This is a genomic window from Streptomyces sp. R818, from assembly GCF_056172735.1.
In genome coordinates, this window is sequence record NZ_JAOCNE010000014.1 from 1,309,765 (window position 1) to 1,331,141 (window position 21,377).

9 protein-coding genes are annotated in these 21,377 nt (G+C 71.9%); 6 read left to right on the forward strand and 3 right to left on the reverse strand.

The features are described 5' to 3' along the window. Window positions 1-9: 9 nt before the first annotated feature. Window positions 10-8,871, reverse strand: coding sequence for a non-ribosomal peptide synthetase (locus N5I75_RS37825; RefSeq protein ID WP_476684751.1), 8,862 nt, complete (start codon window positions 8,869-8,871; stop codon window positions 10-12). Window positions 8,872-9,214: 343 nt separating this feature from the next. On the opposite strand from N5I75_RS37825, the gene N5I75_RS37830 reads away from it, so the two are divergent. From N5I75_RS37830 to sbnB, 6 genes are all read left to right on the forward strand, one after another. Further along, complete coding sequence (locus N5I75_RS37830) at window positions 9,215-9,685, forward strand: cobalamin B12-binding domain-containing protein (RefSeq protein ID WP_476684752.1); 471 nt, start codon at window positions 9,215-9,217, stop codon at window positions 9,683-9,685. Continuing rightward, the gene (locus N5I75_RS37835; RefSeq protein ID WP_476684753.1) at window positions 9,672-10,985 is read left to right on the forward strand and encodes a methylaspartate mutase; all 1,314 of its coding nucleotides are present in this window, start codon (window positions 9,672-9,674) and stop codon (window positions 10,983-10,985) included. The genes N5I75_RS37830 and N5I75_RS37835 overlap by 14 nt, the downstream gene beginning before the upstream one ends. A 96-nt stretch (window positions 10,986-11,081) precedes the next feature. Continuing rightward, window positions 11,082-12,098 (forward strand): asparagine synthetase A, encoded by a 1,017-nt coding sequence (locus N5I75_RS37840; protein WP_476684754.1) that lies wholly within the window; start codon window positions 11,082-11,084, stop codon window positions 12,096-12,098. Beyond that, window positions 12,095-13,318 carry a glutamate synthase-related protein gene (locus tag N5I75_RS37845; protein ID WP_476684755.1) on the forward strand — a complete coding sequence of 408 codons (1,224 nt, stop codon included), beginning with the start codon at window positions 12,095-12,097 and terminating at the stop codon, window positions 13,316-13,318. Before N5I75_RS37840 ends, N5I75_RS37845 begins: the two co-directional genes overlap by 4 nt. After that, on the forward strand, window positions 13,315-14,262 hold the full coding sequence (gene sbnA, locus N5I75_RS37850; RefSeq protein ID WP_476684756.1) for a 2,3-diaminopropionate biosynthesis protein SbnA: 948 nt from the start codon (window positions 13,315-13,317) through the stop codon (window positions 14,260-14,262). Before N5I75_RS37845 ends, sbnA begins: the two co-directional genes overlap by 4 nt. Before the next feature lie 42 nt (window positions 14,263-14,304). Next, window positions 14,305-15,312 carry a 2,3-diaminopropionate biosynthesis protein SbnB gene (gene sbnB / locus N5I75_RS37855; protein WP_476684757.1) on the forward strand — a complete coding sequence of 336 codons (1,008 nt, stop codon included), beginning with the start codon at window positions 14,305-14,307 and terminating at the stop codon, window positions 15,310-15,312. Window positions 15,313-15,662: 350 nt separating this feature from the next. Here sbnB and N5I75_RS37860 read toward each other — a convergent pair whose 3' ends face one another. Further along, window positions 15,663-19,655, reverse strand: a complete 3,993-nt coding sequence (locus N5I75_RS37860; protein ID WP_476684758.1) for an amino acid adenylation domain-containing protein — start codon at window positions 19,653-19,655, stop codon at window positions 15,663-15,665. Then, entirely contained in the window at window positions 19,652-21,271 is a 1,620-nt protein-coding gene (locus N5I75_RS37865) for a condensation domain-containing protein (RefSeq protein ID WP_476684948.1), read from the reverse strand. Before N5I75_RS37865 ends, N5I75_RS37860 begins: the two co-directional genes overlap by 4 nt. Between the last annotated feature and the right edge of the window lie 106 nt (window positions 21,272-21,377).

Sequence of the window (21,377 nt, forward strand, 5' to 3'; positions counted from 1 at the left end):
CGTACGTCGTCATCCGGCCGGTGCGAACTGCGCGTTGATCGCGGCCATCATCAGATCCGCGATGTTCTGCGCCAGTTCGGCGGGGGTCGGATGGTCGAACACCGCCCGTACCGGCACGTCGACCCGCAGGGCCTTCCGCAGCCTCGACGCGACCTGGGTGGCGAGCAGTGAATGGCCGCCCAGCTGGAAGAAGTTGTCGTGGACGCCGACGCGTTCGATGCCCAGAAGCTCCGTCCAGACGGCCGTGATGTGCCGTTCGACCGTGTTGCGCGGCGCCGTGTACGACGTCCCGAGCTCCGGCCGCCTGCCGTCCGGGGCGGGCAGTGCCGCCCGGTCCACCTTGCCGTTGGCGGTCAGCGGCAGCCGTTCGAGCAGCACGAACGCCGCCGGGATCATGTAGTCGGGCAGGTGGCGTCCGAGGTGCGCGTGCAGTTCGGTGATGCTCGGTGCGTCGGGCCCGGCGGGCACCAGGTAGGCCACGAGGCGCTTGTCGCCGGGCACGTCCTCACGGACGATCACGGACACCTCGCCGACACCCGGGTGGGTGATCAGGTTGGCCTCGACCTCGCCCAGTTCGATGCGGTTGCCGCGGATCTTGACCTGGTGGTCGATCCTGCGCAGGAACTCCAGCTGTCCGTCCGGCTGCCAGCGCACGAGGTCGCCGGTGCGGTACACCCGGTCGCTCACCTCCTCGGTCTCGAACGGGACGAACCGTTCCTCGGTGAGGTCGGGCCGCCCCAGGTAGCCGCGCGCCACCTGGACGCCACCGACCAGGAGTTCACCGGGAACACCGACGGGCTGTGGAGCGCCGTGCTGGTCCACCACGAAGCACCGGGTGTTGCCGACCGGGCGGCCGATCGGCGGAACGGTGTCCCCGGGGACGCACACGGTGGACGTGACGATGACCGTGGTCTCCGTCGGGCCGTAGTTGTTGACCACCCGGAACGGCAGCCGGGCGTGCGGTGGCATGCGCAGCCGGTCGCCGCCGGTCAACACGTAGTCGAGGGTGGTGTCCGGGTCCCAGTCGAGCGCCGCCAGCGACTCCAGCATCGGTGTCGACAGGAACGTGGCGTGGATACGCTGCTCGTTCAGCCAGTCCCGCAGCAGATGCGGAGCGAGCCGGACCCGCTCGCTGGTGACGCAGCAGGTCGCACCCTGGGTGAGGCCGAGCCACAGCTCCCACGCCGCCGCGTCGAACCCGACCCCGGCGAGCAGCCCGATCCGCGCTCCCGGCTCGAGTCCGTACTCGGCGGCGGTCCAGTGGACCAGGTTGACCAGGCTGCGGTGCTCGACCTGGACCCCCTTGGGGCGGCCGGTCGAGCCGCTGGTGTAGATGAGATAGGCCAGGTTGTGCGGGCCGGCGGTGGGCTCCGGGTCGGTGACCGGCAGGCCGTCCAGCGGTCCCCCTTCGGCGTCGCATTCGTCGAGGAGCAACAGCGCCGCACCGGACGGGAGCCGGTCCGCCCGCGCGGTGTCGGTGAGGACGACCGGGGTCCGCGTGTCGCGCACCATGTAGGCCAGCCGCTCGACGGGGTACTCCGGGTCCAGCGGCACGTACGCCGCCCCGGCCTTCAGCACCGCGAGTTCCGCCGTGACCAGGTCGGCGCCGCGCCCCAGGCACACCGCCACGGGCATGTCCGGCCGCACCCCGTAGCGGGTCCGCAGGTGGTGGGCGATGCGGTTGGCGCGCGCGTTCAGCTCGCCGTACGTGAGCGTGACCTCGGCCGACTCGACGGCCACCGTGTCCGGCTGCCGGGCCGCCCGCTCCTCGAAGAGGCCGTGCAGGGTGGCGCTGTCCGGATCAGCGGTGACGCTGTCCGGATATGAGGTGGCGGTGTCGTTCCACTCGACGAGTGTCGTGTGCCGCTCGGCCGGCGTGAGCACGCTCAGCTGCGAGAGCCGGGACCCGGGAGCACCGGCGACCGCCTGAAGGAGTGTGCCCAGGTGGCCGGCCAGCCGTTCGACGGTGTCCTGCCGGAAGAGGTCGGTGCGGTACTCCAGGCTCCCGTGCAGACCGCCGGCCGGGCCCTCGGACATGATCAGGCTCAGGTCGAACTTGGCGTCGGGCGGCGTCACGGCGAACGGCTCCACCTCGACACCGGGAAGGCTCCAGGTGTGGCCGTCCGGTGTGTTCTGCAGCGCGAACATGGTCTGGAACAGCGGGTTCCGCGACGGGTCGCGGTCGGGTGCCAGCTCCTCCACGAGGCGCTCGAAGGGAAGGTCCTGGTGGTCGTAAGCGCCCAGCGCGGTGTCCTTGACCCGGTCGATCAGCTCGGTGAAGGCGGGATCGCCGGACAGGTCGGTGCGCATGACGAGGGTGTTGACGAAGAAGCCGATCAGGTCCTCGGTCTCGGCGCGGTTGCGGCCGGCGATGGGGCTGCCGACCGTGATGTCGTCCTGCCTGCTGTACTTCGCGAGCAGCACCTGGAACGCCGCCAGGAGCACCATGTACATGCTGGCGCCGTTCGCCGTCGCCACCGCCCGCAGCCGTGCGGCGACCTCGGCCGGCACCTCGAACGCCACGGTGGAGCCGCTGCCTTCGGGCGGTCCCGCCGGGCGCCGGTGGTCGCTCGGGAGCTCCAGCGGCTCCACCCCGGCGAGCCGGTCGCGCCAGTACGCCAGCTGGTCCGTCAGCACGCCACCGGCCAGCCGCTCGCGTTGCCACACGGAGAAGTCCGCGTACTGCAGCGGCAGTTCGGGCAGACCGGTCGGCTCCACCCCGGCCGCCGCCGCCCGGTACCCCTCGCGCAGCTCCCGCGCCAGGATCCCCTCCGACCAGCCGTCGGCCGCGATGTGGTGCACCGACAGCAGGAGGAACGCCTCGTCGTCGGCGAGCCGCACCACGTGCGCCCGCAGCAGCGGACCCGTGGCCAGATCGAACGGGCGCCCCGCCTCGGCCTCCGCGAACCGCAGTGCCTGCGCGCGTCGTTCTTCCGGGTCGACGACGTGACGCAGATCGTGGACGGCCGTGCCCACCGGCGCCGCGGGATCCACGACCTGGCCGGGCTCACCGTCCTGGGGTACGAAGCGGGTCCGCAGGACCTCGTGCCGTGCCACCAGGGAGGTGAGCGCGGCGTCCAGGGCCGGCACGTCGAGGACGCCACGGACGTGCAGCGCGAAGGGTACGACGTACTCGGCGCGCCCCGGCTCCAGCTGGTCCAGGAACCACAGCCGCTGCTGGGCGGAGCTGAGGGGCAGCGGACCGCCGGTCCGTGCGACGGGGGTGATCCGATCCGTGTCGTCCGCGTCGTCCGTGTCCAGCTCGGCGACGAGGGCCGCGAGCCCGGCCACCGTGGGCGCCGCGAACAGGGCCCGTACCGGCACCTCCACGCCGAGCGTGGCCCGCAGCCGCGAGGTGACCTGGGTGGCGAGGAGCGAGTGACCGCCCAGCTCGAAGAAGTTGTCGTCGACACCGGTGACGTCCGTGCCCAGGACCAGCGACCAGGCCGCGGCCACCGCGCGTTCGGCCGGTGTGCTCGGCGCGACGCCGCGCTCGGCCGTGCGGGGCTCCGGCGCGGGCAGGGCGCGCCGGTCCACCTTGCCGTTCGGGGTGAGCGGCAGCCGGTCGAGGACGACGAACGCGGACGGCACCATGTAATCGGGCAGGTCGTGGCGGAGCCGGGCACGCAGAGCCTCGGCGGTCGGCGCCTGCCCGTCCGGTACGACGTACGCCACCAGGCGCTTGTCGCCCGGGACGTCCTCCCGCAGGATCACGGACGCGGTCGCGACGTCGTCGCCGGCCAGCAGCACCGACTCGATCTCACCCGGCTCGATGCGGTGGCCGCGCAGCTTCACCTGGTCGTCGAGGCGCCCCAGGAACTCCAGTTGGCCGTCGGGCAGCCACCGCACCCGGTCCCCGGTCCGGTAGACGCGCCGGGGCGAGCCGTCGATGTCCACCGTGACGAACCGCTGCGCGGTCTGGTCCGGCAGCCCCTGGTAGCCGCGCGCCAGTCCGGCACCGCCGACCAGGAGTTCGCCCGCGACGCCGATCGGTACGGGCCGGTCGTAGCGGTCGACGACGTGGACGACGGTGTTGCGTACCGGCCTGCCGATCGGCGGCACTGGCACTCCGGGCTCCACCTCGGCGGAGGTCGTGACCACCGTCGACTCGGTCGGACCGTAGTTGTTGACGACGCGGAACGGCAGCCGCAGCCCGGCGGGGAGGTGCAGCGCGTCACCACCGGTGAGGACGTAGGCCAGCGAGGTCGGCTCCGACCAGTCCAGGGCGGCCAGCGCCTCCAGCATGGGCGTGGAGAGGAACGTGCCGTGCACCCGCCGCTCCGTCAGCCAGCGCTGGAGCAGCTCCGGTGTGCGCCGCACCGTGTCGTCGGGAACGCACACGGTGGCGCCTGCCGCCAGCGCGGGCCACAGCTCCCACGCCGCGGCGTCGAAACCGAGACCGGCGAGGTGCGCGACCCGTCGGCCCGGCGCAGCGCCGAAGCTCTCCACCGTCCAGTGGATCAGGTTGACCAGACTGCGGTGCTCGATCTGGACGCCCTTGGGGCGGCCGGTCGACCCGCTGGTGTAGATGAGGTAGGCCAGGTCGTCCGGGGCCGTGGCGGGCTCCAGGTCGTGCGCCGCCAGATCCTGGACCAGCGGCCAGTCCCGGTCGGTGAGGAAGCGGTGGGGTGTGCCGGGCAGCAGCGGTGCGTGCGAGGCATCGGTGACCACGTGCGCCGCCCCGGAGTTCTCGATCATGAAGGCGAGCCGGTCGGCCGGAAGCTCCGGGTCCAGCGGCAGGTAGGCGGCCCCCGACTTCAGCGCCGCGAGCAGGGCGGCGATCTGGTCGGGCCCGCGCTCCAGGCACACGGCGACCACCCGGCCGGCCCCGGCACCGAGCGTCCGCAGGTGCCGGGCGAGCCGGTTGGCCCGCTCGTTCAGCTCCCGGTACGTCACCTCCCCGGCGTCCGACGACACCGCCGTCGTGGCGGGCAGTTGTGCGACACGCTCCTCGACGAGGCGGTGCGCCGTCGTGGCCGCGTCCGGGGACAGGGACGCCAGCCCGGACCACTCGGTCAGCACCTGGACGCGCTCGGCCCCGGTCAGCATCTCCAGCTCCGAAAGGCGCCGGTCCCGGTCCGTGACCACCGCTGCGAGCAGGGTCGTGAAGTGACGGGCCAGCCGGGTCGCCGTCGCGGGGTCGAACAGGTCCGTGGCGAAGACCAGCTTCCCGTCGAGCGAACCGTCGGGCCGCTCGGTGAGGAACAGGGTCAGGTCGAACTTGGCCTCCTCCGTCCGCACCGCGAACGGCTCGACGCCGAGACCCGGCAGACCCCACGCGTTCGCGTCCGGAGTGTTCTGGAGGACGAACATGGTCTGGAACAGCGGGGTGCGCGACAGGTCCCGCTCCGGCGCCAGCTCCTCCACCAGGCGCTCGAAGGGAAGGTCCTGGTGGTCGTAGGCGCCGAGCGCCGTGTCCCTGACCCGGTCGAGCAGGTCACCGAAGCGGGGATCGCCGGACAGGTCGGTGCGCATGACGAGGGTGTTGACGAAGAAGCCGATCAGGTCCTCGGTCTCCGACCGGTTGCGGCCGGCGATCGGACTGCCGACCGCGATGTCCTCCTGGCCGCTGTACTCCGCCATGAGCAGCTGGAACACCGCGAGCAGCGACATGAACAGGCTGGCGCCCTGCCCCGCCGCCATGCTCCGGGCGGCGTCGACCAGGTCGGCGGAGACGGTGAAGGCGACCTCGTCACCGCGGCCCGAACGTTCGGCGGGCCGGCGCCTGTCGGTCGGCAGTTCCAGCGGCTGGAGACCGGCGAGCCGCTCGCGCCAGTACTCCGCCTGTCCGTCCAGCTCGGCGCCCTCCAGGGTCGCGCGCTGCCAGGCCGCGAAGTCCGCGTACTGCAGTTCCAGCGGGACGAGACCGGCGTCACGGCCCGTGACCGCCGCCCCGTACAGCTCGCGCAGTTCCCGCGCCAGGATGCCTTCCGACCAGCCGTCGGAGACGATGTGGTGCAGCGCCACGAGGAGGAGCCACTCCTCCTCGGCGACGCGCACCGCCACCGCCCGCAGCAGCGGCCCCGCCGCCAGGTCGAACGGCAGCCCCGCCGCCTCCCGCAGGATGCCGAGCGCCGCGTCGTCACCGAGATCCCTCGCGTCGTGCACCTGAACGGCCATCTCGCGCGGTGGTTCGACGATCTGGACCGGACGACCCGCGGCGTCCGCGATGAACCGGGTCCGCAGGATCTCGTGCCGGGCGACCAGAGCCGTCAGCGCGGCCGCGAACGCGTCCGGTGCGAAGGGCCCCGTGACCCGCAGCCCGGCCGGGACGACGTACTCGGCCCGTCCGGGATCCAACTGGTCCAGGAACCAGAGGCGTTGCTGGGCGAACGACAGCGGCACCGGTCCCGTCGGCCGCTCCGGGCGCGGCCCCGTCGTCTCGCGTGGGGTGCCGAGCGCGTCGAGGGCGGCCGCCAGCGTCGCGGGGGTCCGCGCCTCGAACAGAGTGCGGTGGGAGACGTGGACGCCCAGGTCCCGGCGGAGCCGGGAAGCGACCCGGACGGCAAGCAGCGAGTGCCCGCCCAGCTCGAAGAAGTCGTCGTCGACGCCCACCGGGTCCACGCCCAGCAATGCGGCCCACATGCCGACGACGGCCACCTGAGTGGAGGTCTGGGGCGCCTTGTACGCCACGGTCAGATCCGGCCGCCCGCTCTCGGGCGCAGGCAGCACCTTGCGGTTGACCTTGCCGTTCGGTGTCAGGGGAAGCCGCTCCAGCGTCACGTACCGGGCGGGCACCATGTGCTCGGGCAGCTCCCGCGACAGGGCCCGGCGCAGCTCGGGCGCGGCCGGACCGGTCTCGCCCGCCGGCACCAGATACGCCACCAGGCGCTTGTCGCCCGGGACGTCCTCGCGGACCACGACGGTCGCCGCCGCCACACCCGGCCGGGCGAGCAGGGCGTTCTCGATCTCGCCCAGCTCCACCCGGTGGCCGCGCAGTTTGACCTGGTCGTCGATCCTGCCGAGGTAGACCAGCTGCCCGTCCGGCAGCCACTTCACCAGGTCCCCGGTGCGGTACACCCGGGCGTCCGGGTCCGTGGAGAACGGGTGGGGTACGAACCGCTCCGCCGTCAGTTCCGGCCGCCCCAGGTAGCCGAGGGCCACGTTCACGCCGCCGATCAGCAACTCGCCCGGCACACCCACCGGTTGCACCTCGTCGTGCGCGCCGACCACGAACACCTCGGTGTTGTCGATCGCGCGGCCCATCGGTACGTGGTCCGCCGCCGGGTCCACCGCGACCGTCCGGCTGACCACGTTGCCCACGGTCGCCTCGGTCGGCCCGTACTCGTTGACGACGGCCGTGTCGTCCGTGCCGCTCGCAAGGACCCGGTGCGTCAGCGCCGGCGTGAGGTCCTCGCCCCCCGCCACCACCGTCGCGACGGCGTGCCGCAGACCCTCCCGCTCCAGCCGGGCGACCAGCAGCTCCAGATGGGAGGGGGTCGCCTTGAGGAAACTGATCCGGGCGCCGGCCGCCACGAGCTCCACGGCCGCGTCGAACACCGTCTGCCCCGGACCGGGCTTCGGCACGACCAGGCGCAGCCCCTGCACCAGCGGCAGGAACAGGGCGGTGACCGTCAGGTCGAACGCCGCCGACGAGCACAGCAGGGAGCCGATCTCGGCTCCGGGCGCGGCCGGGTAGTTGCGGTCGCACCAGTGCAGGTAGTTGACGACTCCCCGGTGCGCCACACGGACGCCCTTGGGACGGCCCGTGGAGCCCGAGGTGTAGATGACGTAGGCCAGGTCGTCGGGGCTCGCCTCCACCGCCGGGGCCGAACCGTCGCCGTCCGGCCAGCCGTGGTCGGTGAGCAGCAGGTCGGTCCCCGGCGCGAACAGACCGGCGTGTCCCGACTGGGTGATCACCACGGGCGCGGCACTGTCGCCGACCATGTAGCGCAGCCGCTCGGCCGGGTACGACGGGTCCAACGGCACGTACGCGGCACCGGACTTGAGCACCCCGAGCAGAGCGCACACCAGGTCCGGGCCGTGGTCCAGGCACACCGCGACCAGTGCGCCCGGTCCGACGCCCCGCCCGCGGAGGTGGCGGGCGAGCCGGTTCGCCCGCTCGTCAAGGGCGCGGTAGGTCAGCTGCCGCCCGTCGTGCTCCAGGGCGACCGCGTCCGGCTGCCGGGCGGCCCGCTCCTCGACCAGGCGGTGCACGGTCGAGGTGTCGGGGAACGCGGACCGGGGACCGTTCCACTCGGTGAGGATCCGCTTCCGCTCTGCCGCCGTCAGCATCTCCAGCGTGGCCAGTCGCGCCCCCGGTGTCGCGGCGGCGGACCCGGCGAGGACCCCGAAGTGGTGCGCCATGCGCTCCGCCGTCGCCCGGTCGAACAGGTCCGTGCGGAAGCCCAGGACGCCCCGCAGCACGTCACCCTCAGCGGCCAGCTCCAGGGTGACCTGCGCCTTCGGTGCGAACACGGCCGGCTCGTCACCCGCAGCGCGCCACGCGAACCAGGGCGCACCGTCCAGCGCACCGTCGGCCGCCTCGGCGAGCGCCGCGTACGGCAGCCCGCCGCGCTCTCCCATGGCCCGTGCGACGCCGGCCAGGGCGTCCTCGAACGGCACGTCGCCGTCGGGGCCCCGTACCGCCAGCGTCCGTCCGCCCTCGCCCCGCACCACCACGGGGACATCGCCCCGGCCGCTGTGCCGTGCGAGCAGTGTCTGGAACACCGTCAGCAGGACCGCCGGAAGATCCGCCCCGCGCTCGCACGCCACTGCGGACAGCGCCCGCGCGATCACGGCGGGCAAGGCGAAGAGGACCCGGTCCGAGGACCCCGGCCCGTCGTCCACCGGGCGACGGTCCGCCGGGAGCTCCAGCGGCTCCAGGCCCGCCAGCGCGTGACGCCACTCTTCCACCTGGTGATCAGCCACCGTTCACTCCCCATCGTCAGCACGTTGTCAGCGGTACGAGCGGTACGAGCGAGACGTCCGCGATGAGCACGTTAGGAGGCGGGCGAGGGCGCCCCCAGTGGGCACAAGTGACGCCCCGGCGGCTGGCCACAAGTGCCCAGTGCCGCGCGGGAACACCGCTGGCCACGATGGACGACGTCACCCGCCGACAGCCCGGAGGTCTGGAGCCGGCTCACCGGAGTGCCGCCCGAACACCCATGACGGAGCGGCGACTTCGACGGCTCGATCAGGCCGGGGCAGGCCCGGATGACCGGCCCGATCGCAACGGTCGCGGCCCCCTATGGTGTCGAGAGGAAAGCCGGTCGTGTACGTGCGTCACCAGCCTTCGGAGAGCCCGCCCCACGCGGTCCTGAGCACCATCCCCTCGGACTCGCACACCTGGAACCTGCTGTTCCTCCAGCTCGTCCTGGAGGAACAGGGATGGGAGGTCACCAACCTCGGTGCCTGCGTCCCGGTCTCCACCCTGGTCAGCGAGTCCGCGGCGCGGCCCCCCGGCCTCATCGTCGTGAGCACCGTCAACGGCCACGGCGCGGAGGAGGCCCCGGCCCTGGCCCGCGCGGTACGCGCCGAGCCCGTCCTGGCCCGAGTGCCGCTCGTCATCGGCGGCAAGCTCGACACCCAGGGAGCCACCGTCCCCGACGCCCACCCCGAGCTGACCGAGGCCGGCTTCGACTCCGTCCTGACCGGGCCGCACGCCGTGCCGCGGCTGCTCGCCCTGCTCGACTCCCTGTCGCAGCGCGCGCACGGAAGGGCCTACGCCCATGCTGCCCGCTGATCCCGCCCGCGTCGGCGCGGGACCGCTCACGGGCTCCGCACCCGGTGGCGCGTTCCACCGCTTCATGGACGCCGCCGCGCACTCCGGCACGCTCGTCGTCCAGCCCCGCATGGGCTTCGCGGACCCCGCCAGGATGCGCGCCGGTCTGCTCGCCACCCGGGACGCCGACGCCACCACCGTCGGCACCCTCACCCTGGACAGCTTCACCCGCGTCGGTGACTACGCCGCCGCCGCCCGCGCCGCCGCCCAGGGACACCCGCTGAACGGCTACCCGCTCGTGAGCATGCCCCTCGCCACCACCACCGGGCTGCTCGAAGGCGTCCGCGGCGAGGACTTCCCCGTCCAGGTCCGGCACGGCTCCGCACAGCCCGGCCGCATCGTCGAGGCCCTGATCGACGCCGGCCTCGACGCCACCGAGGGCGGCCCCGTCTCCTACTGCCTGCCCTACGGCCGCACCCCGCTCGCCACCTCCGTGCGGGCATGGCGCGACGCGTGCCACACGCTAGCCGCGGTCCGGGCGTCCGGTGTCGAGCCGCACCTGGAGAGCTTCGGCGGATGCATGCTGGGCCAGCTCTGTCCACCGTCGCTGCTCATCGCCCTCTCCGTCCTGGAAGGGATGTTCTTCCGGCAGAACGGTTTGCGCAGCATCTCCTTGAGCTACGCCCAGCAGACCAGCGCGGTGCAGGACGAGGAAGCCGTCCACGCCCTGCGCGCCCTGGCCGCCGAACACCTCCCCGACACCTCCTGGCACGTGGTCGTCTACGCCTACATGGGCGTCTACCCGGAGACGAGACCCGGCGCGCTCGCCCTCGTCGCGGACGCGGCCCGGCTGGCGGTGCGGACCGGAGCCGCGCGCCTCATCGTCAAGACGGCCGCCGAGGCCGCCCGTATCCCGTCGATCGCCGAGAACGTCACGGCGCTGGAGACGGCGACGCGCGCCGGACACTCGGCGAGGCGCACCGGCCCGCCGCCGTCCACCGGTATCGAGGAGGAGGCCCGCGCCCTCGTGGAGGCAGTCCTCGGCCTCCACGACGACCTCGGGCAGGCCCTCGTCCGGGCCTTCGCCCGCGGCTACCTCGACGTCCCCTACTGCCTGCACCCCGACAACGCGGGCCGCACCCGCAGCGTCATCGGCGAGCAGGGCCGCCTCGAGTGGTCCGACACCGGATCGCTGCCGCTCGGCCGAGCCGCCACCGTGCACCGCTCCCGACGCCTGACCTCGTCGGGGCTGATGCGCGCGCTCCAGCACGTCAAGGCCCGCTACGACGAGCCCGCCGAATCGCTCGCCCGAGCGAGCTGACGGCCCGTCAATCCTCCCTTCCCACAGCCCTCCCGGGCCGGTGAGCCGAAGTCCCCCGGGGCCGGTGCACCGTACGTCGAACGGACAAGGACCGACATGACACTCCAGATCGATCACCCCCTGACCTTCGCCGCCGCTCCCGTTCTGCCCTCGCCGCTGGAACACCTGCGCGACCCGCGCACCAGGGCGGCCCTGCGCGTGCAGCAGGCCCTGGTCGCGGGCGCCCGCGCCTACCTCCGCGGCGACGACGCGGTGGAGATGGCGCACCCGGTCATCGGCCCCGTCACCGACCCCGGCTCGCGCGGCGCCAAGCAGGTGGACGTCGACTACTACGGCCACCGCTACAAGCTGATGACCAGCGCCATCCTCTACAAGCAGGCGTCCCTCCTCGCCTACGACCGGATCTTCCTCATCGCGCCCAACGTCCGCCTGGAGCCGGTGGAGACCAGCTCCACCCACCGCCACCTCTCCGAGTTCCGGCAGATCGACGTCGAGTACTCCGGTGCCACCCGCGACGACGCCATGGACATCGCCGAAGGGCTCGTCCGCCACGCCGTCACCACCGTCGCCGACGAGTGCGCCGCCGAACTCGCCGTCCTCGGCCGGGACCCCGACACCCTGCGCCGCTTCGTCGCGAAGCCCTTCGCCCGCGTCCCGCACGGCGAGGTCGTCGAACGCCTGCGCGCCGACGGCTACCCGCAGGCCGCCGGCACGGAGATCGAGTGGGAGGCCGAGGAGCGCATCTCCCGCCAGGCCGACGCCCCGTTCTTCATCGTCGGCTACCCCAAGGGCTCCCGCGGCTTCTACGACAAGGAGAGCCCCGCCGAGCCCGGCACCCTGCTCAACTTCGACCTGATCGCCCCCGAGTCCTGCGGCGAACTGTGCAGCGGCAGCGAGCGCGAGAACGAGTACGCCACCCTGGTCACCCGGATGCGGGAGACCGGCGAGAACCCCTCCAAGTACGCCTGGTACCTCGACGTCGCCCGCCACGGCATCCCCCGCAGCGCCGGCTTCGGCATCGGCCTGGAACGCCTCACCCGCTGGGTCGCGGGCCTCGACTCCGTCTGGCAGGCCACGGCCTTCCCGAAGCTCGCGGGGGTCGTGTCCCCGTGACCTACCTGACCGCACCCGGCCTGCCCGAGGACGCCATCCGCGCCCGCGCCCGTGACGGAGCCGCCGCCGTCTTTCCCCCGGCCGACAGCTACGGCACCGCCGTCTTCGGCGGAACCAGCGAGCCGGGCGACGAGATCGACGCACTGCGCCTGGCCCCGCCCGTCTTCATGCCCGGCCGCCTCGCCAAACTCATCGACCTCGGCCGCGAACCCCTCTACTCCGACGTCCGCCTCACCACCGCCCTCGGCGGCTTCGACGCCCCGGTGCCCGTGTACGTGTCGGCCCTCGGCTCCACCCGCGTCGCCGGCACCAGCCTCGCCCTCAGCCGCCAGGCCGGACGCCTCGGCATCCCCATGGTCATCGGCGAGAACGTCGCCCCGATGAACGGGTTCCGCAGCAGCGGCGACGACCACCGCAAGGGCCTCCTCGAACGCATCCTCGCCTACTGCGAGGAACTCCCCGACGGCGTCGGCGGCGTCTGCGTCCAGCAGAGCACCGAGGACGCCGACTCCGAGGTCTGGAACCAGGTCTACAGCGACCCCGCCGTCTCCGGACTCCTCACCACAGGACGCCTCGGCTTCGAGATGAAGGTCGGCCAGGGCGCCAAGCCCGGCCTCGGCGGCCTCACCATGATCAGCGAGACGGTCGCCGCCGACCTCGACGGACAGTACGCCGTCGAACACCTCGGCCCCGACGGGGGAGCGGTCCTGCGCTGCTCCAGCCCCGGCACCTACACCGACGAGATCTTCCGCCGGCAGATCCAGCTCATGCGCAACAACTACCCGCGGGCCCGCTGCTGGGTGAAGCTCTTCCCCGGCCGGGACGTCGGCCGCGCCGCCGCCATCGCCTGGGAGGCGGGCGCCCACGCCGTCACCGTCGACGGGGCCGAGGGCGGCACCGGCTGGGCGCCCACCGGCTTCCTCGGCCACGTCGGACTCCCGCTCGCCGAGTGCCTGCGCCGGGTGGACCCCGCCGGGCACACCCTGCTCGCCAGCGGACGCGTCTGGGACGGCATCCGCGCCGTCAAACTGCTCGCCCTCGGCGCCCGCGCCGTCGGCCTCGGCCGCGCCGCCCTGGTCGCCGCCGACGAGGACCCGGACCACGGACTCGAACGCCTCCTGGCCGCCATGTCCCTGGAGATGCGCATGGCCGTCAGCTCGCTCGGCAGATACACGGCCGACGAGACCGGGCCCGAGGACCTGTGGAGGCCCGAGTCATGATCTACGAGCACACCTACGAGCTGGTCACCGACGACCTCTTCGTCCGGCTGGCCCGCCTCGTACCCGGCGCCGACGTCTTCCTCAAGATCGAAGGGCTGAACCCGGCCGGCTCGGTCAAGCTCAAGACGGCGCTGAGCCTCATCGAGGACGCCGAGCACCGCGGGGTCCTCACCCCCGGTGCCCGCGTCATCGAGTCGTCCTCCGGAAACCTCGGCATCGCCCTCAGCTCCATCTGCGCCACCAAGGGATACCCCTTCACCTGCGTGGTCGACCCCAACACCAACGCCGCCAGCATCGACCACATGCGCGCTCTCGGCGCCGAGGTCGTCGTCGTGGACACCGTCGACGCCAACGGCGGCTTCCTGCAGTCCCGCATCGCCCACATCCGGCGGTGCGTCGAGGCCGACCCCTCCATGGTGTGGCTCAACCAGTACGCCAACCCGGCCAACCCCCGGGCCCACTACGAGCAGACCGCACGCACCCTGCTCAAGGAGCTCCAGCAGATCGACTACCTGTTCGTCGGCGCGGGCTCCACCGGAACCTTCGTCGGCTGCTCCCGCTACCTGCGCGAGTACTCGCCGGACACCCGCATCGTCGCCGTCGACGCCCTCGGCTCGATCATCTTCGGAGCGCCGCCCGGACCCCGCCGCATCCCGGGCCTCGGCGCCAGCCGCGTCCCGGAACTGTTCGAACCCGGCCTCGCCGACGAGGTCGTCCTCGTCGCGGAGGAGGACGCGGTGCACGAGTGCCGGCTGCTCGCCCGCACCCACGGGCTCCTGGTCGGCGGGTCCACCGGATCCGTCCTGGCCGCGATCCGCCGGTACGCCGACGCGTTCCCCGCCGGCTCCCGCATCGCCGCCATCTCACCCGACCTCGGCGAACGGTACCTCGGCACGGTCTACAACGACGCCTGGGTGGGCCAACACCTCGGCGTCCTCGCCTGATCGGCGTCCCGCACCCCTCCCACCCGCGAAAGGCACTTACGCATGTCGACTTTTCACGTGATCGACGGCACTGTCGCCCAGGACGTCATCACCTCCGCGCCGTCGGAGATCCTGGAGATCGTGCGGGACACCTATCTCCAGCACAGCCGCGGCGCCACCGTGAACCCCGACAGCTACTTCCTCCGCTTCCCCGACAACCCCGGCGCCCGCATCATCGCCCTCCCCGCCCACCTCGGCGGCGAGACACCCGTCTCCGGCCTGAAGTGGATCGCCAGCTACCCGGAGAACGTGCGGCAGAACCTGCCCCGCGCCTCCGCCGCCCTGCTCCTCAACGACGCGGAGACCGGATACCCGTTCGCCTGCCTCGAAGCGTCCCTCATCAGCGCCGCCCGCACGGCCGCCTCCGCCGCGCTCGCGGTCGAGACCCTGGCCCCCGACGAGGCGCCCCGCACGGTCCTCTTCGTCGGCGCCGGCATCATCGGCCGCACGGTCTCCGACTTCCTCGCCGCCCGTGGACTCAACGTCCGCGAGTGCCTCGTCCACGACCACGTCGACGCGTACGCCGAGAAGTTCGCCGCCTACACGGCCGACACCCACGGATGGCAGGCCAGAGCCGTCTCCGAGATCGACGCGGCTCTCGCCACCGCCGACCTGGTGGTCCTCGCCACCACCGCGCCGGAGCCCTGGCTCGCGGACGGCCAGACCCTGCTGCCGGACCAGCTCATCCTGAACCTGTCCCTGCGCGACATCCACCCCACGGTCATGGTCAAGTGCCACAACATCCTGGACGACATCGACCACTGCCTGAAAGCCCAGACCTCCCCCCACCTCACCGAGACGGAGTACGGCACCCGCGACTTCATCGACGGCACCCTCGCCGACGTCCTGCGCGGCACGGTCGTCCTCGACCGCGACCGCCCGACCGTCTTCTCCCCGTTCGGCCTCGGCGTCCTGGACCTGGCCGTCGGCTGCCACATCTACCGGACCGCCCTGGACACCGGCCGCGCCACCGAGATCCCCCACTTCTTCCCCGAGCTGACCCGCTGGTGAACTGACCGGCGCCCCATCGGCTCCTCTTCGCCCCGGTCCCGGGTTCTCTCCGCTTCCATCGGAGGGACCCGGGACCGGGGCGTTTCCGTGTGTACGGGCGGAGGGGGGACGGCGGTGCTTGCCGCCGGGCAGTTCCCTGTGCGCGGCGGGCGCTGGGTATGTGGCATTCGCGGCACCGCTGGAGGCGGAGGAAGGGCTCGCCCATACAGCGCGGGCACCGATCGCGGTGGTCATACGTGACGGGGTCCGGCCCGAGCAGCGTGACCACCGGCCCGGCTCCTACCGGCCCTCGGGCAGCACAGAGCCGCCCCCCGCGTGAGCGGGGGGCGGCTCTGCCGTGCTGGTACCTGTCAGGCCGACAACAGCACCCCGGCCTCGCGGCCGGCGCCGTCCGCCACGGCCTCCCGTACCGCCGCGGCCACCACGGACAACTGCTTCTCGCCCTTGACCATCTCCATGTGGCGACCCGGCATCGGGCGGATGTCCAGGCCCAGCGGGTAGAGCCCCATCCAGTGGGCGACGTACCGGCCCTGCGGCACCTCGTCGCCACTGCCATGGCGCACTGTGTCGCTGACGAACAGCGTCGCGGGAGCCGCCGAACCCTCGGGCCGGTAGGCGGCGAGTGAGCGCACCTCGGCCTCCAGGACGGCGTAGGGCAGCCACTCGTCGAGCGTGATCGCGGACTCCTCGATGTTCATCTCCGGAGCCAGGCGCTTCATCTCCCGCTCTGTAGCGCTCCGTTGCTCGCCAATCTGGTCCTGCCCCAGCCGCCAGAGGTCGTTCACCCGTCGGTACACCTCGGCGTGCCGCTGGAACCGGCCCTCCTGGTCGTCCCCGGTGACCGCCGGCTCCAGCAGCAGCAGGGCGGCCACCGACCGCGGGTCACGTACCCCCATCGCGTGCGCGATCACCGCGCCGGTCGACCAGCCGAGGATCGTGCACGGGCCCTCCGGCTGCACCCGGCGGATCTCCCGCCAGTACCGCTCCGCGATCGCCTCGAAGCCGACGAGCGGCGACTCACCCTCGTTCAGCCCCGGTGCCTGGATCCCGTACACGGTGAACGCCCCGGCCAAGCGCTGCGCGAGCCCCCGGTACGGATGGGTGCTGCCGCCTCCGGGATGTACGCAGAACAGCCGGGGAAGGGCGGGGTCGTCCTCGGACGAGAGCAGGACGACCAGCCCGCCGGGTCCGGTCTCGGCCTTCACCTCCGGTGCGTCCAGCACGGCGGCCAGACCGGCCACTGTCGGATGCCGCATGATCTGCTGGAGGGCGACGGGCAGCCCGGCCTCCCGGATCCGCGACACCAGCCGCACCGCGCTGATCGACTGCCCGCCGAGCGCGAAGAAGTTGTCGTGGACGCCGACGGTCTCGATGCCGAGGACGTCCGCCCAGGTGGCCGCCAAGGTGCGCTCGGTGTCGGTACGCGGGGCGGTGTAGGCGTTGGCGAGCTCGGGGCGTTCCGAACCGGGGGCGGGGAGGGCCTTGGTGTCGACCTTGCCGTTGGGGGTGAGGGGGAGTTGGTCGAGGGTCACGTAGGTGGCAGGGACCATGTAGTCCGGGAGCTGCTGCCGGAGGTGGGCGCGCAGGGCGTCGTTGTCGACCGGCTTGTTCATGACGATGTATGCGATGAGTTGTTTGTTGCCGGGGGTGTCTTCTCGGAGGGTGACGGTGGTGGTGTGGATGTGGGGGTGGGTGTTGAGGGCGTTCTCGATTTCGCCGAGTTCGATGCGGTAGCCGCGGAGTTTGATCTGGTTGTCGATGCGGCCTACGAATTCGAGGGTGCCGTCGGGGCGCCAGGTGACGAGGTCGCCGGTGTGGTAGGTGCGGGGGTCTTGGGGGATGGGGAGGGGGTTGGGGGTGAAGCGTTCGGTGGTGAGTTGGGGTCGGTTGTGGTAGTTGCGGGCGAGGCAGATGCCGCCGAGGAGTGCGTGTCCGGGGATGCCGATGGGGGCGGGTTGGTTGTGGTGGTCCAGGACGTAGGTGGTGGTATTGGTGATGGGGCGGCCGAGGGTGGTGGTGTTGCCGCCTGGGTCGGGGGTGGTGGTGAGGCTCATGACGTTGGCGACGGAGCCTTCGGTCGCCCCGTATTCGTTGCTGATGGTGGTGTGGGTGGTGCTGGTGTCGAGGAGCTGTGAGACCAGGGTGGGGGTGAGGTTTTCGCCGCCGGCGACGATGGTGGTGATGTGGTGGGTGGCTTGGCGGGTGGTGAGGTGTGCGGCCAGGATCTCCAGGTGGGAGGGGGTGGCCTTGAGGAAGCTGATGGGGATGCCGGTGAGGATGAGGTCGACGGCGGCGTCGAAGGCCGTCTGGCCCGGTTCTAGTTCGGGGATGGCGAGTTGGGTGCCCTGGATGAGGGGGAGGAAGAGTGCGGTGATGGTGAGGTCGAAGGTGACGGAGGAGTAGAGGATGGTGCCGATCCCGCCAGGCTCGGTGACGGGGTAGTTCTGGTCGCACCAGTGGAGGTAGTTGACGACGCCGCGGTGTTCGAGGGCGACGCCCTTGGGGCGGCCGGTGGAGCCTGAGGTGTAGATGATGTAGGCGAGGTCGTCGGGGGTGGCCAGGGGGGTCGGGTTGGTCGTCGGTCCGTCGGGCCACTCGGTGTCGACGAGGAGGCGGGGCGTGTCGGCGGGGAGCCGGTCGGTGTGCTGTGTGCTGGTGATGATGAGGGGTGCCTGGGCGTCGTCGACCATGTAGGTGATGCGGTCGGTCGGGTACTCCGGGTCCAGCGGCACGAACGCGGCGCCGGCCTTCATGATGCCGAGCAGGGCCGCGATCAGCTCGGGCGAGCGGTCGAGGCAGACGGCGATGAGGGTGTCCGGGGTGATGCCCGTCCCGCGCAGGTGGTGGGCGAGTTGGTTGGCGCGGGCGTTGATCTGCGCGTAGGTCCACTGCTTGTCGCCGTGGGTGATGGCGATGGCGTCCGGGGCGGTGGTGACGCGGTCTTCGATGAGGGAGTGGATGGTCGCGGTGTCGGGGTAGGGGCCGGTGATCCCGTTCCAGTCGACCAGGATCTCCTGCCGTTCCCGCTCCGTGAGCATGTTCAACTCCGCGATGCGCGCCGCGGGAGCCGCCACGACGGACTCAAGCAGGGCGCGCAGATGACCTGCCATCCGCTCGATCGTCGCCGCGTCGAACCGGCTCCGGTCGTAGACGAAGCGGAACTCCAGGGCGCGGCCCGCCGACACGACCAGGGTGAGCGGATAGCCGGTGCGCTCGACGCAGTTGACCAGGCGCCGGGTGAGCCCCTCGGGGAAGTCCGACGGCTTCTGCACCACCGGGTAGTTCTCGAAGACCAGAATGGACCGGAACAGCGGCTCTCCGCGTGCGATGCCGCTGTGCTTCTGCACGTCGACCAGGTGGCAGTACTCCCACTGGCGCATCTCCAGCTGCTCGTCCTGGAGATCCCGCAGCCAGCTCGCGACCCCCATGTCGCCGGTGAGCCGGCCGCGTACCGGAAGCGTGTTGATGAACAGCCCCATCATCGCGTCCACGCCCGGCAGCGCGATCGAGCGGCCCGAGATGGTCGAGCCGAACAGCACATCGTCGCTGCGGCTGTAGCGGGAGAGCAGGATCGACCAGAGCCCCTGCACCAGGGTGTTCATCGTGATCCGCTGGGACCGGGCGTAGTCACGGGCCCGTGCGAACAGCTCGGATGAGGCGACCACCTCGCATTCGCCGACGCCTGTGTCCCCGGTGTCGCGGTCCACATGCAGGTCGGTCGGCTCGTCCATCCCGGCCAGGTACTTCTTCCAGAAGTCGGCCGACCCGTCCCCCTGTTGGGCGTTGAGCCACTCGATGTAGCGGCGGTACGGGGCGGCCGGCGGCAGCGCGGCAGGTGTGCCGTCGAGGAGGCCGCGGTAGAGGGCGAACAACTCCTTCTGGAGGATCTGCACGCTCCACCCGTCCAGCAGGATGTGGTGGAACGACCAGACGACGTAACGCCGTTCCTCCGCCGTCCGCAGCACGGTCACCCGCACCAGCGGTGCCCGCGACAGATCGAAGCCGCGCTCCCAGTCCTCCGCGAGGAAGGCGTCGAGCTGCTGCTCCTGGTCGGGCAGGCCGCGCAGGTCCCGCACCGCGAAGGGCACGGGAGCCCGGCGCTGCACCACCTGCACCGCTTCCGACACGCCCTCCCACACGAACGCGCTGCGCAGGATCGAATGCCGGTCGACGAGCTGCTGCCACGCCTGTCCGAACAGCGCGTCGTCGAAGGGACCTACGACCTCTTCCGTCATCTGCACCATGTAGGGGCGCGTGTCGGAGGTGTCCTCCAACGAGTGGAACAGCATCCCGAACTGCAGGGGCGAGAGCCCGTAGACGTCTTCCACGTTGTGCGTGCTCATATCGAGAACCTCTTCAGGATCGCGGCCATGTCGGTGTCACCGATGTCGGTGAGGGGGACGCCGGGTGTGGTCCGGCGGGAATCGGCGGCGCCTTCGGCACTGCCGGCGATCAACGTGCGCAGGTGGCTCATCACGCCGTCGGCCAGTCGCTCGACGGTCTCCCGGTCGTGCAGCGCCGTCGAGTAGCCGATGTACACCCCGAAGGTGTCGCCCTCGACGGCCGCGGTCACGTCGAGGACGTTCCAGCGCATGCCGTCGGGGCTGATCGAGTGGCCCTTGGGTTCGTCGGCGGGGGCGTACCGTCCGATGCCGGGGAGGTCCCGGCTGAACTGCCCCAGGTAGTTGAAGTTGACCTCCGGAACCGGCTGCCGGCCCAGGGCGGACGCCACTTCGGGTGCCCCGAGATGACGCAGGATGCCGTAGCCGACGCCCTTGTTCGGGATCCGCCCCAGCTGCTCCTTGACGGAGTCGAGCGACGCGACCGGGCCGGCACCCGGCGCCAGTCGCAGCGCGACGGGGAACACGGACGTGAACCAGCCGACGGTCCGCGACAGGTCGACGTCGGGGAACAGGTCCTCGCGGCCGTGCCCCTCCAGACCGATCAGCGTCTCGTCGTCGCCCGTCCAGTCCCGCAGCGCCTGGGCGAGCGCGGTGAGCAGCGCGTCGTTGATCTGCGTGCTGAAGGCACGGGGCACGTCCCGGAGCAGGGCGCGCGTCTCATCGGGGGTGAGCGTCGCCGTGACGGTGGACGCCGAGCCCAGGTCGTTGCGCCCGTCCCGGTCACGCGGAACCCGTCCGCCGGGCTTCGCGTCCGCCCAGTACGCGAACTCGGCGCGCGCCGCGTCCGACGCCGCGAACCCGCGCAGCCGCTCCGCCCAGGCCCGGAAGGACGTCGTCTTCGCGGGCAGGCGCGGCGCTCTGCCGGCGGCGCGCTGCTCGTAGCAACTGCCCAGGTCCTCCAGAAGGATCCGCCAGGACACCCCGTCGACCGCCAGGTGGTGCACGGTGATGAGCAACCGCTGCCCTCGGGCCGCCCCAAGGTCCAGCAGGGCGCACCTGATGAGGGGGCCCTTCGCCAGGTCGAGGCCCTGCTGGGTCTCCTCGGCGATACCGAGCGAGACCGAGTTCAGGGCGTCGGCGGTGACAGCGGACAGATCGTGGACGTCGAGGACACCGGTGTCCACCGACTCGTCCAGGTACTGACGCCAGCCGTCCTCACCGCTCTCGCAGCGCAGGCGCAGAGCGTCGTGGTGCTCGATCAGGTCGGACAGCGCCAGTCGCAGGACGTCGGGGTCCAAGGAGTCGGTGGCCAGCAGTTCGGCCTGGTTGAAGTGGTCGAAGGCAGGCAGTTCCTTCTCGAAGAACCAGTGCTGGATCGGCGTCAGCGGTACGTCGCCCACCACGCGGCCCTGCTCCGCGTCGACCAGGGTGGTCGCGCCGGCGTGGACCGCGATCTCGGCGATCGTCTGGTGCTTGAAGATCATGCGCGGGGTGAGATGGATGCCGAACTTCTTCGCTCTGGCGATCATCTGGATGCTGATGATCGAGTCGCCGCCCAGCTCGAAGAAGTTGTCGTGGATGCCGACGGTCTCGATGCCGAGGATGTCGCCCCACACCGAGGCGAGGGTGCGTTCGGTGTCGGTGCGGGGGGCGGTATAGCTGGTGGCGAGCTCGGGGCGCTCGGGGCCCGGGGCGGGGAGGGCTTTGGTGTCGATCTTGCCG

Bases quoted from the DNA above. Each gene is read 5' to 3' on its own strand.
- N5I75_RS37835 (WP_476684753.1), top strand. From the start codon at position 9,672: ATGCTGCCCGCTGATCCCGCCCGCGTCGGCGCGGGACCGCTCACGGGC.
- N5I75_RS37840 (WP_476684754.1), top strand. From the start codon at position 11,082: ATGACACTCCAGATCGATCACCCCCTGACCTTCGCCGCCGCTCCCGTT.
- sbnA (WP_476684756.1), top strand. From the start codon at position 13,315: ATGATCTACGAGCACACCTACGAGCTGGTCACCGACGACCTCTTCGTC.
- sbnB (WP_476684757.1), top strand. From the start codon at position 14,305: ATGTCGACTTTTCACGTGATCGACGGCACTGTCGCCCAGGACGTCATC.
- N5I75_RS37860 (WP_476684758.1), bottom strand. From the start codon at position 19,655: ATGAGCACGCACAACGTGGAAGACGTCTACGGGCTCTCGCCCCTGCAG.